Source organism: Tessaracoccus antarcticus, assembly GCF_003688855.1.
Taxonomy (GTDB): Bacteria; Actinomycetota; Actinomycetes; order Propionibacteriales; family Propionibacteriaceae; genus Arachnia; species Arachnia antarctica.
In genome coordinates this window covers 933,162-950,765 of the sequence record NZ_REFW01000001.1, presented here as the reverse complement: position 1 = coordinate 950,765, position 17,604 = coordinate 933,162, and the positions used below count along the sequence as shown (strand labels likewise).

Sequence of the window (17,604 nt, the reverse complement as noted above, 5' to 3'; positions counted from 1 at the left end):
CAACCACGCGACGAGGGAGCCGGCGCATCGACAAGAATCAGACGTAGCGAAGACTCCCCCGCGCCGCGATTCACGCCCAGGAGAGAGCGTCGTCCTCGTGGATGCGTGGGAGGCCCCCCTCTGTCGGTGCTCCACACGCTCACGAAACGCAGCCAGGCGCTCACGCCTGCGCTACAGGAACTGGAGGCCTGGGCTCAGGAGAACCTCACAGCCGAACGGCGCCTCGGCGACTACTGAGACCGAGCAGCAGGTGCGGCAGAGCGACAACGCCAGAAAACAGTCTGGATCGGTCAACGGTGGTCTCGACGCTCATGCACATCCTCGTACCTCAGCACAGTCGGAGTCAGCAGAGGAGTGGAGCCAGACGTCCTGTGCCGGGTCGCGACGTGGGACGGATCCATCGCCAATCAAGGGACGGTTGCGAAAGGTGCGAGGATGATCAGCAGATTCTCGGACCTGGAGGTTGCCCCATGACCATGCCTTTCGATGACGACGCGCGCTTTGCCGACTACGCCCACCCGCAACGCATAGTGGGCACGAAGTGGTTGGAGCGCCACCTGGGCAGCGAGGACCTCGTCGTTGTGGAGTCCGACGAGGACGTGCTGCTCTACGAGGTGGGCCACATCCCGAGCGCCGTGAAGATCGACTGGCATCTCGACCTCAATGACCCCGTCACCCGCGACTACATCGACGGTGAGGCCTTTGCCCGGCTCATGAGCGCCAAGGGCATCACGCGGGACACCACGATCGTCGTCTATGGGGACAAGTCGAACTGGTGGGCCGCCTACGCGATGTGGGTGTTCACTCTCTTCGGCCACGAGGACGTGCGGCTGCTCGACGGCGGACGCGCACTCTGGCAGGCCGAGGGCAGGGCCATGACACGCGCCGTGGAGAGCCGGGAGCCCACTGACTACCCCGTCGTCGACCGCGATGACTCAGTCGAGCGAGCGTACCTACCGGCGGTGCTCGACTTCCTCGGCGGACAACTCGTCGACGTGCGCTCGGAACCTGAGTACACGGGAGAGCGCACGCACATGCCCGACTACCCACAGGAGGGTGCGCTGCGCGGCGGGCACATCCCCGGTGCGGTGTCGGTGCCCTGGGCGAAGGCCGCGAACGACGACGGCACGTTCCGCTCGCGCGCCGAGCTCGAGCAGATCTACCTCACCGAGCAGGGACTTGATCCGAGCGAGCCGGTCGTGGCGTACTGCCGCATCGGGGAACGCTCCGCCCACAGCTGGTTCGCCCTCAAACACTTGCTGGGCTTCGAGGACGTGCGCAACTACGACGGTTCCTGGACGGAGTGGGGAAACCTGGTGCGGGTCCCCATCGTCAAGGGCGCGGAGCCCGGGGAGGTCGCGCGGTGAGCGAGCAGCAGCCGAACGGTCGGTCACTGCCCCCGGCGCTGGCCCAGGTGGTCGAGGACTTCAACGACCTCGAAATCCCCGACCGCTTGCAGCTGCTGCTGGAGTTCAGCGACGGGTTGCCTCCACTGCCCCAGCGCTACGCCGAGCATCCCGAACTTCTCGAGCCGGTACCGGAATGCCAGTCGCCGATCTTCCTCCACGTCGAGGTCGAGGGCGACGACGGGGACGCCGTCGTGCACCTGTACTTCTCCGCTCCCCCGGAGGCGCCGACGACACGTGGTTTCGCCGGCATCCTGCACGAAGGGTTGGACGGGCTCAGCGCCGCCGAGGTGCTCGCAGTACCGATGGACTTCACGGACCACCTCGGTCTGGGTGAGGCCGTCTCGATGCTGCGGCTCCGCGGCATGGCTGCCATGCTCTTCCGGATCAAGCGTCAGGTGCAGGAGAAGATGGCCGGCTGAGCGCCACGGCCGGCAGGCAGGCAGACAGGCAGGCAGGCAGGCAGGCAGGCAGACGCTCACGCCGCCGTCGAATGGTTCCACGATGTGCGTCGAGCAGGAACCACGACCCCACGCGAAGTCCTGATCGCGGGCTTGCGAACGTATAATTTTCTCATCACCGGGCCGCTAACGGCAGGCTCTCTTCCATCGAGAATGGGCAGTGAGGAAGTGGTGCAGTGAACGCTCTCGAGATGGCCACAGCCGAGCGCCTCGACCTGGCCAATTTTCTGGCGACTCTGACGCCCGGGCAGTGGGAGGCACCGTCGCTGTGTGAGGGCTGGCGCGTGCGGGACGTGGTCGCCCATGTCATGAGCTTCGACAACGTCAGCCTGTTTGGCATGCTCCGACGTGCCATCCGCAGCCGGTTCGTTCACATCAATCAGGTGGGCGTTGACGAACTCGCATCACTGAGTACCGAGCAACTCCTCACCATGCTGCGGGCTCATCTGAGGCCACAGGGGCTGGCCACAACCTTTGGGGGCAGGCTCGCACTACTCGATGCCACCATCCACCACCAAGACATCCGCCGGCCGCTGGGTGAGCCACGCCGGATTCCGACTGATCGACTGCTGTGCGTGCTGAAGGACGCCGTGCGCAGCCCTGAGCTGCCGGGACGACGCCTGGCCCGAGGTGTACGCCTTGCGCCGACCGACCTGGACTGGAGTCACGGCTCGGGACCGGAGGTTACGGGACCCGCGGAGGCCATCCTGATGGCGATCACCGGACGGGTGCATGCCAACGGGGAGTTGGGCGGTCCAGGACTGCCGGTGGTGGCCTCTCGTCTCGTCCACTGACAACACAGGCCCTCCCGGGGGCAGGATGGTTGGTGCCCTCCTCAGTCCAGTGCATGTGGAAGTTTTGTCCTTCCCGTGCGCCTGGGATTCGACGGTGGCGGGACAACGGGACCGATGTCCCCGTCCGGGGCCTCGTCCAGATCGACGATGACGGGCGCGTGGTCACTGGGGAGCTTTCCCTTGCGCGCGGCACGGTCCACCCATGCTGCCGCGACCCGCTCCGCCACCGGCGGGGAGGCCAGGACGAGATCGATCCTCATGCCCAGGTCCTGGTGAAACATCCCAGCACGGTAGTCCCAGTAGGAGAACAGTCGTGGGTGCTCCGGCCAGTGGACACGCGTCACGTCGATCAGGCCCAGAGCGGCCAGGCGTTGCCGTTCCCGAACAGTCACGTGGGTCTGGCCGACCCAGGCGGCGGGGTCGAACAGGTCGGCATCGGCGGGCGCGACGTTCATGTCGCCACACAGCGCCACCGCTGCCGGGCCAGCGGCGATGGCCGCCGCGAGGGCGTCGAACCATTCAAGCTTGTAGGCGTAATGGTCGGAGTCCACCTCGCGCCCGTTGGGCGCGTACAGGCTGTGAATGCGCACGCCGTCGCAGGTGCCGCTGATCGCTCGCGCCTCAGTGTCGCCGCGGAAGACGGGTTGGCCGGGGAAGTCGCGCTCCACATCGGCCAGACCGACGCGCGAGAGCAGCGCCACGCCGTTGAATCCCCCCTGACCGTGGTGAGCCACCTCATAACCGAGATCACCCAACGGTTCGTTGAGGAGATCGGCGAATGCCACATCAGTCAGCTTCGTCTCTTGAAGGCAGACGACGTCGGGCTGGCGCGCCTCCAGCCACGTCAACAACCGCGGCATCCGCTGCTTGGCGGAGTTCACGTTCCAGGTGGCGATCCTCATCTTCGTGAGGCTACCCGCCGGGCGTGGATGCGCTACCCGGGAACACATCACTTCAACGTGCCATCATCAGTCAGTTGAAGAGCGGCGGCATCGGTCTGTATTCCTGCAGAGTGAAAGCGTGACCTCAACATCAACCTGAGTCTGGCTGGGCCCGCCGTGGCTGTGACAATTCGGACTAACCGCTTGGCGCAGGCGACAGCGGGTGCCCGATCCACTCGGTGCCCCTGTCGAACCCCCGACGTGTGGAGCGCCGAGCCGGGAGCGCCTCACGGCGAGTGGCCGCTCAGAGCGGCGAATATTGGAGCCCGGGGCTACCGCGGCTCGACGCGACAATGAGACTACCCCACCGCTGCCAAAACCGAAGGGGAAATTCAGTCGAGGGTGCCTGAGCGCCACAGCCGTGCGCTCGCGGCCAAGTCGTCAGCCAGAGCCATCAGCCGCCCCGATGCCTGTTCGTCCGCGGTACGTAGAAAATCTCTTCCCGCCGACACCACGCGCGTGAAGGCGGCCGCGCGTTCCATAGCAATGCCGAAGTCGCCGTCGAAGACGCCTCGCAGAATGTCGTCGATGACGGAGCGCACCTCTTCGGGGCCGGTGGGATCTGCACCGGCAACAGCATGGTTGGGCTCGGAGTAGTGGACGCCTGCCGCATACTCGCGGGCCGCGGCGTCGAGATCGGCCAACACCCACTCCCGCATGATGTAGAGCCGGTACAAGACGCCGGGCAACGAGCGAGCAGGACGAGTGGCCCACAAATCGGCGAGCGTGGTGATCCCCACCTCATCCACGACTGCCATCAGACGTCTTGTCACCTGAGGGTCGGTGCCCGCACGCCCAACGCCCAGCAGGACCGCAGCTGTTTCGTGGGCGGCGTGCAGCTGGGCCACCGGGTCGGTGCCCACTGCCATGGCGTCGAGCGCGGCTGAGTCCCGCAATGCGGGGCGGCGGGGTTTCGGTACGTCAGTCATTGACCCCCAGACTAGTCAGCAGCGCCACCACACGTTGGTCTCGCACGTGCGCCAGCGTCCCGAGAATGCATCTGATGTTCGTCGGCGCCCGAGGAGACCAGTCGAGAAACGCTCCGATTCTCGTACCGTTCACCGCTCCAGATGCAGTGGCGAGTGACCAACTGGACCATTTCGGCGGCACTACACGCGATCGGCGAGTACGTGCGACGACGGATCCTGATCATGGAGTTGAACGGAGTTCGACCCCCGCGGCACGCCGGATGAGCCGTTCGTTTGACGAGGGAAAGGGGCAGAACTTCGACAAGCACGTATGACGCAAGGTTGGCCGGGGCGGCACCACCGTTACGCCTGGCTCGTCGGTTCCGCGGGTTTGACGCTCCAACGACTGGTCAGCGTCACTGATTCATCTGGATCAAGGTCGGTCAGCGGGGAAAGCGGCTCGAACTCGACCAAGCGCGCGGTTGCCTCGAGACCATCAAGGCCTGGCAGAGGCCCCCCGTGGTCGGTCTGCATCCACAGTTGGAAGGGGCAGTCGTCCGGATAGACCGACTGCGTGGCAACGTCGAAGTCAAGGATCAGGGTCGGCTGCCCCGACCTCTGGAGTCGGACACGTCCCGCGGGGCTCCGGAATCCGATCTTCCCAACGGTCTCTCCGAACGGAACGCGGACCACTCCCTGTGACAACGTGTACGCCATTTCACCCAGAGGGGCGAACAACACCCGCGGTTCCTCGCGCCCGATGACGTCCACGAGGATCGCGCTCTCGTCGTTTCGCACATCTCGGGCGTCGAACGCGAGTTGGGTCACCCCCCAGGTTGCCCAACGAACACGCCGTGATGTTTCGTTGGTCAACGTCGCCGTCACACTGACCGACTCATCCGGTGAAATATGGAGGTCTCGCCGGATCCGCAACCCACTCCGGGAGTCGAAACCGCTCTCCATCACTACCCGATCCCGAGTCTTCTCCAGAATTCGGTAATGACCCGCATCCAGGACGGCGTCGGGTGGCCCCGGCCACTCGTCTGGGCCAGACCAGCCCTGGGGCGCCGGCCACGTCTTGTCCCCGCCCCAGTTCTGCCAGTCCGAGAATCCCGCTCCGGCCAGCGGCTGGAGGGCCTCGGCCAGCAGTTCCAGCTTCGGGCCCAGTAACGCAGGGTTGCGCCAGAGGAACTCGTGACCGCCAAAGCACATCGAGACCATCCTTCCCCCAAGACGCGGCATGACTCCAAGCCGGATGGTCCCTGCCTGGAGCCACACCACGTCCTGTGAGCTCATCGAGGGTTGATCCGATGGAACAGCAGACGCTCCGGCAGGCTGGTGGCGAAGTAATCAGTGTGGCCGTCGTCGTGGACAGCTACAGGGGGAATCGCCACCGGCCGGGCCTCACCAAGGTTGAGCGGAGGATCCTCACGCGGGAGCCCGAGTGCATCCCGGGCAGCGTCCCAGGCTCCGAGAACCTCACCCTCCCCGCCCTCCCAGGGTTGGAACTGCCTGGATTCAATCCACACCAGCGCTTCACTGGCCCGCCCCGAGACGGTCAACAGGTTGGCGTAGCGCACCACAAGATCGTCGCGCCGCCCCACCAGAGTCGCTGCCAACTCCAGCCGCTGCAGGCGCTCCGAAACGGGATGCCCGAGCAGCTCGGCCAGCAGGTCCTGCTCGTAGAGAAGCCGAGCGTCTTCAGGAGCCAACTCTCGCGCCTTCATGAAGCACACCCACGATCGCTCGTCGTCCCCCGTGACGTTGTACGCGGCCAGTCCCGCGTTGCGCAAGAGCACGGCGTCAGCCAGTCCCCCGCTGACCGCCTCCTCCCACAGTTCCTGCGCCTCACTCCTGCGGCCGGCGTCGTAGAGCAGCATGCCCAGCAGTAACCGCGCGACTGCATCATCGGGCTCGGCGGCAATCGCTGCGACCAGTGCGTCGTGCGCATCCAAACCGACGGGAAAGGCCCACCGCCGGTCCGCAGCCCTTGCCAGCGAACGGTCCAGGGCTGCCGACGTGGCGTCACCCAGAAGCTGATGAGTTGCTGCCATCAAATAGTGGGCGACCGGACGGGCGTTGCCGGAGACCACAACGGGGCTCATGGTGGCGGCCTGCCAGACGCGTAACGCCTCAATGTGCTCCCCCGCCGCAGCCAGATCAAGTCCGAGGTCCACCAGCAAGTTCCCGTCGGTGGGCAGCGCGCCATCGGCAAGGAACGCGAGCACATCATCCACGCGGCTGTCGGAGCGTGCTGCGCGGAGCAGCACGCCGGCCTCGTCGAGTCGTCCGAGCCGGCGGAGCACAATGACACGTAGAGCGACGAGCCGTGGATGCTCGGCCCCGTGCAGGAGCAGTAATTCGACCTCAGCAAGCGCCCGAGCATGCTGACCATTCCGGGCGAGGATCGACGCCGTTTCGAAACCCGCAGGCATGACCCATGCGTTGTCCCATCCGGCCCGGCCGAACTGCCTCGCCGCCTCCTCCATCTCACCCAGCCGGAGAAGGATCAGTCCGAGCACGTAGTACGCCTCCGTGTCCCGGAGCCGCTCGTTACGAACGGTCAGACGCGCCACGGCGGCCTCGGCATGGTCGCGCGCCCGACGATACTTCCCGGCGCGGTACTCGCGTCTGGCGAGAGCCAGGTTGACCCGGGCATCGCCGGGATCCCGACGGAGGGCTTCAGCCCAGTACGGAAGTGGCGATCGGGTCGGGTGCCGATACTGCTCCAGGTGGAGTCCCGTCAGGTACAGCTCGTCGGCGCTGGCAACCTCGGACGGCTGAGGAGGCTCCGTCGCAGACCAGGGCTCAGCGTCGTCCGGTGTCGCCAGCTTCCACTCCAGCATGACGTCGTCCCCCTCACACAGCTGAACCCGGACTCGTGCCGCATCAAGACTTTCCGGCAGCTCCACGCCAATCCGCGCGACCTCGCCGGGCACCAGATGCGCCTCCTCCTCGTGGAGCACACCGCAGTGGATGTCACGGATGCGCAACACTGCCGTGGTGGGTCGGGTGACAGTGAAGGCTGCATCCACTCTGGAGGTGGCACCCGTCCGGGTGAGGTCGACGTGCACTGCTGCATCAACGGTTGCCTGGTGGGCGACCCCGATACCAGGGATGGGATACCAGAACTGGGAGAATCGCTTGACCTCGCCTGGGCTGAGCCATGCGAAGTCCGGTTGGTTGTCGGTGTAGACACCAGCCATCAGCTCGATGTAGGGCCCGTCCTCGTCGGTCAGGTGTCGATCCCAGGCCTGACCAAACGGCGAGTTTCCCCACGTCCACTGCTTCTTGCCCGGAGAGATCCGTTTGTCGGCCCAGTGGACCACCCCGGCCTCGGCGGCGTGGTCGTAGCCGCCAAAGAACGACTCGTCGGTGTCGACGATCATGTAGGACGTCGGCGCTTTGATGTTTCGGTAGAAGTCGATCCTGTCCGCACCCGCGCATTCTTCAGCGAGCCGAGGGTAATCGACTCCGTAGTAGGGGCGATCAGCCTTGGGGAACGCAGTGATCGCCCGACGCGCGTGGTCTGCCACGTAGGTGACATCCTGCGGGAAGAACGACTGGTACTGATCATGTACCCGGACCGCCGCGTTGGCCCACCACAGGAACGTCTGATCCAAGTTCGTGCGGTTGTGGAGTCGGGCGAGTATCTCCACCACAGAACGGTCTGCATGCAGCCGGATGCCGTGGGTGCCATGCATCCGGGCGAAGGGATCATGGTCACCGCACCACACCGTCGCGCTGCCGTCATCGTTCATGTCGAGGGCCGCCTCAGTCGGGAAGTACGTCGCGGGGCGGTGGTGCTGCGGCCAGTTGAACTCGACCCCACCGCTGATCCAGGGTCCGTCCAGTCCGACGAGTGCTGGTTTGATGACCCTGTTGCGGTAGAAGAAGTCGTAGCCGGTGGTCTTGTCGTAACCGGAATAGATCCTCCCACCGAGTTCGGGCAACACCACCACCCGGACATAAAGGTTCTCCAGGAAGACGGCGTGCCAGGCACGCGGTACCGGTGTGCGCGCGACCCCCTCCACGAAAGGCATCGGGTACACCCGGCCGCTGGAGCCCTGATAGACGCGGTTGTCCAGGTACATCGGGTACTGCGACGGGTCATCGGGCTCGTATGTCGGCAGGGTCAGGGTTTGACGCCAGACGACGGCCTCCCCCGACTCCAGACGGATCTGGAGCTCTTCTGGCACCGGCTGATCCACATCGGTGGTGTGCCGAGGAATACCTGTTGTGGCCATGGTCATCGTCCTTCCTGGCCCTGATGGGCAGGGTCGCTCAAGGGTGGTGTGCCACCCGCTGTCGTGCGGCAATTGATTTCTGGTTCTGTCCTGAGCAGAGTTGGTCAGGCCATGGCATCAACCGGGGCCAGAACGAGGACGTCGGCGTCGGGCGCCCAGCTGAACGCGACGGGTATTCCCAGATGCCGGGCGGCTTCTGCGGTGATCGTCGTACCTGAACCACCAATGCTGTAGCGAGTCCCGGGCAGTAGACCCGAGGGGTGGACACGTACGATCTCCCGGTCCCGGGTCCGGTCTCGGTCCCTGTCGAAAACGATCAGCACCGTACGTGGATCATCCACCGGGCCGTTGTACTCAAGGCAGTAGCCGTTGAGTCTGACATCCCCGTGTTTTCGCAGTTGCCCGCGGTGCAGGACGGCACGCACGTCCTTGTACGTCGAGATCATTCGCTGTGCGGTATCGCGCTCCGATTGGCACCAGGCGAGCAGGTCGGTCCCGATGCCCAGAACCCCACACATCGCGACCGCGAATCGGTACCCCAAACTGGGTGTCAATCGGTCCCGGTGGCCAACATCGTCTGTGACCCAGGAACTCATTGCCGAAGCCGGGTAAGCGGACAGAAATCCGTCCTGGATGACGAGTCGGTCTCGAGCACCCACCTCGTCGCTGGCCCAGACCACGTCCGCCCTGGCCAGAACTGCATTGTCGATCCGACCGCCGCCGCTTGAACAGGCTTCCACCACGACATGGGGGAACTCCAGACGCAACATGTCAAGAAGGCGGTAGTAATTGCGGGTGTGTTGCAGTGACCATTCCCGGCCGTGTCGGTCCCCCGGCCTGCCTCCATCGCTGACGGGACGATTCATGTCCCATTTCAGGTAGGTGATGCCGGTTGAACTCACAAGGCTCCGCAGCGTGTCCGCCACCCAGTCGTGCACATCGGATCGGCCCAGGTCCAGCACGTACTGGTGACGGATGAGCTCCAGCGGTCGCTCGCCCGCGCGGTACACCCAATCGGGATGACAACGGTAGAGGTCGCTGTCAGGGTTCACACCCTCGGGTTCGATCCAGATGCCAAAGCTCATCCCAAGACCGGCGACGTACTCTGCCAACTCCGCAAGGCCCGCCGGAAACTTCGCCGGGTCGGGTGCCCAGTCACCAAGTCCGGCATCATCGCTGGCACGACCGACGAACCAGCCATCGTCCACAACAAATGTCTCCACCCCGATGTCCGCGGCGATCCGGGCCAGCTGCTTCTGGTGTTCAACGGTGACGTCGAAGAACGTCGCCATCCACGAGTTGTACACGACTGGACGGCGATTCTCGGCCGAGCCCCGTGCCAACTCCGCCCCTTGGAACTCGTGCCACGCCTGCATCACCCCCTCAGGCCCTTGTGCGCTGAAGACGCCCAGGGTGTCGGGCGAAGTGAATGTTTGACCGGCTTCGAGCACCACGGTGCAGACGTCTTCGTGTACCCCGGTGGACACGCGGACGTGCTGGCCCACCGGGGAGCATTCCACCTGCAACCGCCAGGAACCACTCCAGTCAAGCGCCACCCCGTAGGCCACCCCTTCGGGAACCGCATTCGAGTCCATGTCGGGCAAGGCGGTGAGGGTGACCACCGGGCTGGACTGCAGACCTGTCAGCCCCTGTCGGCTACCGATGGAGAAGGTGCCCCACCCGAGGTCAATGGATCGCCGTTGGAACTCGCGGGCCCAGGATCCAGCCAAGTAGTCCACGCGAACCTTCTGCCCGAGCGGAAGATTCCAGGCTCCCGAGAACGCGCGTGACAGTTCGACAGCCTCGCCGCCACGATTGGTCATGGTGATACTGCGGCGGACAACGTCGTGGGTGAGGGAAGTCTGGAACCGCAGCTCCAGTGTGAGCTCGCCCGTCTCGTCGAGCAGAGGGACGATCAACCGCTCCCCGACGGAGGTACGGGTCAACGTCGCCTCTTCTGGCAGAACTGTCCAGCAGGCACCGGTGTAGGAGTCCGGCCGGGCCACAAGCAACTCGCTGAAGGCAGCATGCCTCTGACCGTCGCTCGCATACTCGAGAGGCGTGACGTCGGCCGCGGTGGTGAACCCGGAGAATCGGTACGGCTCCGCCCACCTGGGCACGTCCCCCATCTGCGGTCCCCAGTGGTCTGGCACCAGCCCGGAACCGTCCGGCAGCACACTCACCACGTAGGCGGTGCGTCGAGTTTGCAGTTCCCACTGCGTGTTCATGCTCACCCTCCTACTTGTTGGATCCGACGGCCAAGCCGGACACGAAGTGCTTCTGGAACATGAAGAACACGATCGCGGTGGGCACTGCCGCGACCATGGCACCGGCTGCCACCACGTTCCACTGGCTCACGAATCCCCCCTGAATGTTGAGGAGGGCCGCCGTGATCGGGAATTTCGTCTCCGTGCGCAGGACGGTCAGAGCCCAGATGAGGTCGTTCCACACCCACGTCGTGGCCAGTGCCCCGAGGGCGGCCAGTGAGGGTCGACAGAGCGGAAGGACGATCCGGATGTACGTGCTCAACTCACCCGATCCGTCCACCCGTGCTGCCTCAAAAATCTCCACAGGGATGGAGCGCATGAACCCGTGGAGCACGAATGTGTAGAAGCCGAGCCCGAATGCAATCTGGACGATGATGAGCGCCAGAAGTGTGTCGGCGATCCCGAGACTTTCGCTGATCCGCGAGACGGGAATCAGGAGGATCTGGGGTGGCAGGAGGTTGCCGGCGAGCATGAACAGCAGCACGCCTCGACGCCACGGGATGTGGAACCGGCTCAGCGCAAAGGCGGCCCATGACGAGAAGAGCAGCGTGAAGAACACAGTGGACACGGTCACGATCACGCTGTTCCACACCGCTCTGCCTGCCAGTCCGTCCGTGAAGACGGTGACGAAACCATCCACGCTGAAGGAGCGTGGCAGGGAGCCGAGTCCGTTGCTGGTGATATCGGTGAACGTACGAAAGGCGACGAACGCAACGAACACCAGTGGTGCGATCCACACGAGTGAGACGAGCCCCATGCCGACGTGGAAGAGCGGTTCGCGCCAAGGGTGGGCGGGGCGACGGGGAGTCAGTGTCACTCCCGGCGTGGTGTGCGGCCGTGGCTGTAGTGCGTGTTGGTTGATGGGGAGGGTCACGTCAGTCCTCCTTCCCGGATCGGGCCAGGTATCCGATGATGAAGAGAATGGCGAACAGGAAGATCACGACGGCAATGGCTGAGCCATAGCCCAGATTCACGACTGTGAAGCTTGTCTGGTACATGTACGTCGAGAGCAACTGTGTGGAGTTGTAGGGACCGCCACGAGTCATCGCCCAGACAATGTCGAAGGTCCGCAGCGAGTCGATGACGGTGATCGCGAACACGACCGAGTTGACGCCTCGCAACTGGGGCATGACGATCTGCCAGAAGCGTTGCCAGGCGTTGGCCCCGTCCACGGCGGCTGCCTCCTCCAGTGCGGGGTCGACTCCCTTCAGACCGGCGAGGTAGAGGACCATGATGTAGCCGCACTGACGCCAGACCGCCGCAATCAGCACCGCGTACAACGCCGTCGAGGGATCGGCGAGCCACTGCCGTTCGATCCCTTCCAGCCCTATCGCCCCGAGGAATGTGTTGACGGCACCGTCTGGCTGGTACAACAACCGCCAGAAGAGTCCGGTCACGGCCAGGGAAAACACCATCGGTAGATAGATGGCGCTGCGGTACAGCCCCACCCCCTTCCGTGGTTTGTTGAGGGCCAACGCCAGGCACATGCCGATCACGACGGAAGCGCCACCGAAACCGATGACCCAGATGACGTTGTTGACCAGAGCCTGGATGAAGATCGGGTCGGCGGCCAACATCTGAAAGTTGCGAAGCCCGATGTAGCGCGGGTCACCCGCACCGTTCCACTTCGTCAGGGAGATGTAGAAGCTGTTGAGCGCCGGCCAGAAGACCCACGCCACTTCGAAAACGAGCGGCACCAGCAGGAACGCCCAGATCAGCGGCGGAACACGATTGAGTCGCCGACGATGTCTGGTGCCGTCCGGTCCAGCCCGAGCCCGTCCACGTGAGGCGAGGCTGGCGGCCTGGCTCACGAGTTGAACACCCGTTGGGCGGCGGCCTGCCACTCCTTGAGGATGGAATCGACCTCCTGCGGCTTGGCGAGGAACTTCGTGAGCGCCGCGTCGGCAGTGGTCTGAAGAGCGTCGGAGGAGTCACGGTTGAAGAACTGTGTGATCTGGTCGGCATCCGCGAGCGTCTTGAGGCCCTTCTGCACCAACGGCGAGAACTTGCTGACGTCCACGTCCGGTGAGGTGGGCAGGTTGGATGATCCGGCCGCCTCGATGAACTTCTGCTGGGCCTCGGCGCTGGCGAGGTAGCCGAGGAAGGCTTTCGTGCTCTCCACGTTCTTGGTCTTCGCGCTCGCGAAGTAGCCGTCGGTGGGTGCCTCCTCCGCCACCGGGATGGATTGGTCGATGACGGGCACCGAGAAGAAGTCCAGATCGTCCGGGTCCCCCTCGGTGATGTTCTGGCTGATGAACGCACCCACCAGGTACATGGCGTTCTTGCCCTGGACCAGAGGCGTGACCGCGTCCTGCCATGCGTAAGCCGTCATGTTGGGATCGAAGTACGGGACGATCTGGGTGTAGTAGTCCATCACCTTGCGAACTTCAGGACTGTCGAACGAGTGTTTGCCGGTCAGTAGTTCCCGGTGGAAGGCGGCACCGTTCACGCGAAGGTTCAGGATGTCGAACCAGCCGGATGCCATCCACGGAGTGGTACCGACGCCATTGGACAGCGGGTTGACGCCTTTGGATTTGAGGGTGTCGCACAGCGCGATGAACTCCTCCCACGTCTTGGGTTCGGAGACACCCCACTTCTTGAAGGACGACCGCAGGTAGAAAACGCCCCACCAGTAGTAGTTGGTTGGCATGAAAACCTGCTTGCCGTCGTCGCTGGTGGACAGCTCTTTGAGCGCCGTCGAGTACGACGCCGCCGGCCCCTTCTCCACCCACAGGTCGGAGATGTCCAGCAGGTAGCCGTTCTTGGCGTAGTCACGGGCTACGGAGCCGGCGTACCAGGTAAGCACATCCGGGGGATTCTGCGAGGTCAGGTAGGTCGACAGCTGAGCCCTGAACTGCTCGATGGCCACCGTGTTCAGAGTGACGTCTCCGGGATACGCCGCCACGATGGACTCGAGGGCTTTCTTGGGCAGGGGATCCGACAGGGACGACTGCAGCGTGATCGCGGCAGCTGCTGGCGTGCCGCCGCCGTTGGTTGCGTCCCCCTTCGTTTCCGTGCCCTTCGTGGCACATCCACTGAGGATTGCAGCCGTACTGAGGCCGATGGTTCCAAGGACAAAGCCTCTTCGGGTGAGGTGCGGTGAAACGGACATGATGGGTCGTCCTCCTTGACGAGAAGTGGTTCAGCTATGTGTGGCGGGGGGATCTGTGGACAGAAAGAAGTCGTTGCACCACTTCTGGAGGGCAACATCGGCCCACATCGAATGGTGCGGCGCGGCATTGGAGCACACGATGGTTCCCCATGCACCGACGCGAGCGGATTCGCGGATGGCGAAGCGGCAGTATTCTGCCCCCACCGGCCCCTCTTCGAAGTTGCCGTGCAGAGGTGTGTAGCCGATCCATCCCTCACCGAAGGCGAATGGGATGCCGCGTGCAATGGCCACATCGGCCGCCGCGTCCAACCAGGTGGTGAGGATCCGGGACATCTCGACGCGATGCGACTCGTAGCGTTCGTACAAATAGCGGTCGAAGGCTTCGGCATCCACCCAGTCGTGCAGGAAAATTTCTCCCCGTCCAACGATCGTGGCATCCATTTTCCAGGCCATCTCGCCCGTGATCACCCACTCGTCAGCCGCCGGGGCCCCTGCACGTAAAAGCCCTGCGGCCTCCACCGCAACGCGTGGAAATGTTGCGAGGGGGCCCCGCAAGTCGAAAGCCATCGTGATTTCGTCCAGCACGCCGTACACGTACGGATGCGTGATGAAGACGTCGATCTCTCGCGGGATGCCCCGGAATGCACCCACTGGGACCCGGGAGTAATTGACCGTGACCGGCTGGCCCGGCTGACGGTCGTGAAACCTCGCCAACCCACGGTCCAGGCGCGGCGTGAGCGCGACGACCTTCGCGAGGTCGGTGTCCGCGTCCAATCCGTCGACGAGGTGCCCGGTGGCCACCTCATTGTGCAATTCAGTGAAGGCGATCCGATCTTCCAGCCCGAGATCCCGGACGAACTCCACGAGATCGGCCAACGCGTCGGCCAACCGAACGCAACGGTCCTCGGGATCCACCGCAGCCAGGGCGTCCCACCAGTCACTCGAGGTCGAGAACGAGGCGGACTGCTGGTATTCCCACGAGGACAAGATGATGAACAGTCCATGTCGTTGGCAGACCTCGAACAGTTCGATCAGCTTCGCGCGGCCATCGAAGCGGGTGGGGGACGACACGTCGTACCAACGAACCCCTTGGCCGTACTCCCCGCCAAGACGGTCGAGGGTGATGTCACTCGTGTCCAGATCCGCTCCGAAGAGCAAGAACGGCATGGCGCAGATCCTGACGGTGTTGTAACCACGCATGACCGTGGCCGCTGCCGCGGCATCAAGGTCCTCGAAAGGCTCACCCTCTCCTGACCTGACGTACCAGGAGAAGTCCCAGAGGCAGATGGTGAGGCGTCGTGGCAGATGCTCCGCCACGGGGACGGGACGGTAGGCACCTGGCTCGGTCACAGTATGTACATCGGCGGACATACAAGAACGATATTGATCATCCTCACGGAAGGGAATGGTTGTTTCCACTGATACACATGGACGATTCCCTGATCACCCTAGGGTGGTCACATGCTCGTCAGAGACGGTTTCCCGGGACAGCGCCTGCGCGTCCTGTCTGCCCCCACCGTAGAGATGGCACTGCGCTCACCCCTGACCGAGCGCCTCTTGGTAACGGATGCTGGCTACTTCCCACATGCTGCGGCGCACGGAAGAATCCGGCGTCATGGTGCGCGGGAGACGATCGTGATCGTGTGCGTCGCGGGGAGGGGCAGAATCAAGCTGGACAACACTCTGCACGACGTGGGTCCTGGCGAAGTCGCAGTGATTCTGCCTGAGGTCCCACACATGTACATGGCTGACGAAGCAGATCCGTGGAGCATCTGGTGGCTGCATGTGACCGGATCAGACGTCGAAGAATTCACACAACTCATCCGCCACCCAGGAGGCGGGCCGACCGTGAGGCTACGTGACTCTCACCGAGCCATCGCCTGTATCGAGAGAGTGATCGACGCACTCGAGATCGACGATACTCACGCCACCCTCTATGAGGCGTCCGGAGCGGCGTGGCAACTGATGGCCTACATCGCCGCAGACGTTCAGCGCGGCAAGAAGACACTTGCAACGGACAGCATTCGCCTGGTGCAGGACTACCTGCGCGCCAACCTGGCCTCATCACTTGGCGTCCCAGAACTGGCCAGGATGGCCAGCCTCAGCACCTCGCACTTTTCCGCATTGTTCCGTGCAGCCACGGGGATGACAGTCACCGAGTATCTGAAACGACTGCGCAGCGCACGGGCCCGGGAGCTTCTCATCACCACTTCGGCAACAATCGCGGAGGTGGCCGAACGCGTCGGATACTCCGACGCCTTCTATTTCTCCCGACAGTTCCGTGCGATCAACAGCATTTCGCCCCGAGAGTTCCGGCGACGCCACCTCGACAACTCCCAGCCAACGATTCCCGGTTATCAACGTCCGAAGTAGCACAGCGCACCCGCCTCACGCTTCACGAGTGGCGGGACACACCCACAGGAGATCACGCAGAATGTGAAGGCGAACCGTTCCAGCACCCTGCTCGAACGTGCAAAGCAACCACATCCGTCCTCTTCCGTCGAAGATTCAGCCTGGTTCACCGAAGCCCGATCGGACGAAGCACTCGCACCAGCCGCAACGGTGCCGTCACCAGCGGGTCATGCGTGCGGCCTCGACCGCGCCCAGCGGTCACGGGCCCGTCACCTTTCGACCGGGGCCGATCGACCGCAGAACTCATGCAGCGGACATCTCACCTGGCATCTGGTGCCGGTATGTCCATGACGTGAGGGCGGTAGCGATCATGACCACCCACACGCCCCAAAAGATGTGGACCGAGGCCAGGCCCGCCTCCCCCAGTGCGTACTGGGCCACGACACCCACAGCCAGCGCCACCGCAAGAGCGACATTGACCGGGCCCGCAGAGCGACGCAGGACCACATACACCACGGCCCCGAGAACGCTCGCAGCCACGGCGACCACCGCACCCACCCGGTGGTACGGGAAATAGTCCTCGGACCCACCGAGGAAGGCCGCGGCCCACCCGGCCTGCGCGATGATGCAGCTGATGACGACGGTCGCCACCGTACGCAGAATGACGAGGTGCGGATGAGGCATCGTTGGCCTTGGCATGGTAACACTGTGCCATCTGGAGGGGTCGGCCGCCAGAGCCGAAAAGTCGACAGAGGACGAAGGCAGGCCTTGGCCGCCACCCACCCACACCATGACCGGGCTGCACCCGTGTGAGGCCGAGCCCGTCGCCAGCCCGCACGGCGGCCACACTCCCACGAGGCAATGGGTGGCGTGCGGATGGGGTCTCCGCCGACGACGGCGAACAATAGAGAGTCGTGCTATTGATATCCGACAACAAAGGGCCATGGGTGTGCCTCATTGTTGATTCCCAATCCCCCAAAGTTGACTGATTGCATCAACATGACTCACTATGGGAGACGTACCCCGCCAATGGCCGCCGTCTGGGAGGCCTATGAGGCGTACCTGACATTTCGGCGTCCCGGAAATCCAAGGATGCCCAATGTTGAGACGACCATC

General features: G+C 64.1%; 15 protein-coding genes. 5 read left to right on the top strand and 10 right to left on the bottom strand.

Features of this window, described 5'->3' with window-relative positions:
- The first annotated feature begins 105 nt into the window (after positions 1 to 105).
- The 4 genes from EAX62_RS17295 to EAX62_RS04045 all read left to right on the top strand — a co-directional run bounded on the left by EAX62_RS17295 (position 106) and on the right by EAX62_RS04045 (position 2,661).
- Positions 106 to 237 carry a hypothetical protein gene (locus tag EAX62_RS17295; protein WP_267897962.1) on the top strand — a complete coding sequence of 44 codons (132 nt, stop codon included), beginning with the start codon at positions 106 to 108 and terminating at the stop codon, positions 235 to 237.
- 233 nt (positions 238 to 470) lie between these two features.
- Positions 471 to 1,367, top strand: coding sequence for a sulfurtransferase (locus tag EAX62_RS04055; protein WP_121900346.1), 897 nt, complete (start codon positions 471 to 473; stop codon positions 1,365 to 1,367).
- On the top strand, positions 1,364 to 1,828 hold the full coding sequence (locus tag EAX62_RS04050) for a SufE family protein (RefSeq protein WP_199711109.1): 465 nt from the start codon (positions 1,364 to 1,366) through the stop codon (positions 1,826 to 1,828). The genes EAX62_RS04055 and EAX62_RS04050 overlap by 4 nt, the downstream gene beginning before the upstream one ends.
- A 215-nt stretch (positions 1,829 to 2,043) precedes the next feature.
- Positions 2,044 to 2,661 carry a maleylpyruvate isomerase family mycothiol-dependent enzyme gene (locus tag EAX62_RS04045; protein ID WP_121900345.1) on the top strand — a complete coding sequence of 206 codons (618 nt, stop codon included), beginning with the start codon at positions 2,044 to 2,046 and terminating at the stop codon, positions 2,659 to 2,661.
- Positions 2,662 to 2,702: 41 nt separating this feature from the next.
- On the opposite strand, the gene EAX62_RS04040 is transcribed toward EAX62_RS04045, so the two are convergent.
- From EAX62_RS04040 to EAX62_RS04000, 9 genes are all read right to left on the bottom strand, one after another.
- Positions 2,703 to 3,563, bottom strand: coding sequence for an exodeoxyribonuclease III (locus EAX62_RS04040; RefSeq protein WP_121900344.1), 861 nt, complete (start codon positions 3,561 to 3,563; stop codon positions 2,703 to 2,705).
- Positions 3,564 to 3,934: 371 nt separating this feature from the next.
- Positions 3,935 to 4,531 (bottom strand): hypothetical protein, encoded by a 597-nt coding sequence (locus EAX62_RS04035; RefSeq protein WP_121900343.1) that lies wholly within the window; start codon positions 4,529 to 4,531, stop codon positions 3,935 to 3,937.
- Positions 4,532 to 4,873: 342 nt separating this feature from the next.
- Positions 4,874 to 5,806: a DUF4380 domain-containing protein gene (locus EAX62_RS04030; protein ID WP_121900342.1), complete on the bottom strand. Its 933-nt coding sequence runs from the start codon at positions 5,804 to 5,806 to the stop codon at positions 4,874 to 4,876.
- Positions 5,803 to 8,763, bottom strand: a complete 2,961-nt coding sequence (locus EAX62_RS04025) for a DUF5107 domain-containing protein (RefSeq protein ID WP_121900341.1) — start codon at positions 8,761 to 8,763, stop codon at positions 5,803 to 5,805. Before EAX62_RS04025 ends, EAX62_RS04030 begins: the two co-directional genes overlap by 4 nt.
- Positions 8,764 to 8,861: 98 nt before the next feature.
- Complete coding sequence (locus EAX62_RS04020; RefSeq protein WP_121900340.1) at positions 8,862 to 10,985, bottom strand: alpha-galactosidase; 2,124 nt, start codon at positions 10,983 to 10,985, stop codon at positions 8,862 to 8,864.
- Positions 10,986 to 10,995: 10 nt separating this feature from the next.
- A complete protein-coding gene (locus EAX62_RS04015; protein WP_233557790.1) occupies positions 10,996 to 11,898 on the bottom strand; it encodes a carbohydrate ABC transporter permease in 903 nt (300 codons plus the stop codon).
- Between the two features lies 1 nt (position 11,899).
- Positions 11,900 to 12,835, bottom strand: coding sequence for a carbohydrate ABC transporter permease (locus EAX62_RS04010; protein WP_199711108.1), 936 nt, complete (start codon positions 12,833 to 12,835; stop codon positions 11,900 to 11,902).
- Positions 12,832 to 14,136, bottom strand: coding sequence for an ABC transporter substrate-binding protein (locus EAX62_RS04005; RefSeq protein ID WP_121900339.1), 1,305 nt, complete (start codon positions 14,134 to 14,136; stop codon positions 12,832 to 12,834). Before EAX62_RS04005 ends, EAX62_RS04010 begins: the two co-directional genes overlap by 4 nt.
- A gap of 30 nt (positions 14,137 to 14,166) precedes the next feature.
- Positions 14,167 to 15,507 carry a cellulase-like family protein gene (locus EAX62_RS04000; RefSeq protein ID WP_121900338.1) on the bottom strand — a complete coding sequence of 447 codons (1,341 nt, stop codon included), beginning with the start codon at positions 15,505 to 15,507 and terminating at the stop codon, positions 14,167 to 14,169.
- A 90-nt stretch (positions 15,508 to 15,597) separates the two neighbouring features.
- Here EAX62_RS04000 and EAX62_RS03995 point away from each other — a divergent pair, with 90 nt between their 5' ends.
- Complete coding sequence (locus EAX62_RS03995; protein WP_121900337.1) at positions 15,598 to 16,509, top strand: AraC family transcriptional regulator; 912 nt, start codon at positions 15,598 to 15,600, stop codon at positions 16,507 to 16,509.
- 282 nt (positions 16,510 to 16,791) lie between these two features.
- Here EAX62_RS03995 and EAX62_RS03990 read toward each other — a convergent pair whose 3' ends face one another.
- Entirely contained in the window at positions 16,792 to 17,187 is a 396-nt protein-coding gene (locus tag EAX62_RS03990) for a hypothetical protein (protein ID WP_147454002.1), read from the bottom strand.
- Positions 17,188 to 17,604 lie beyond the last annotated feature (417 nt).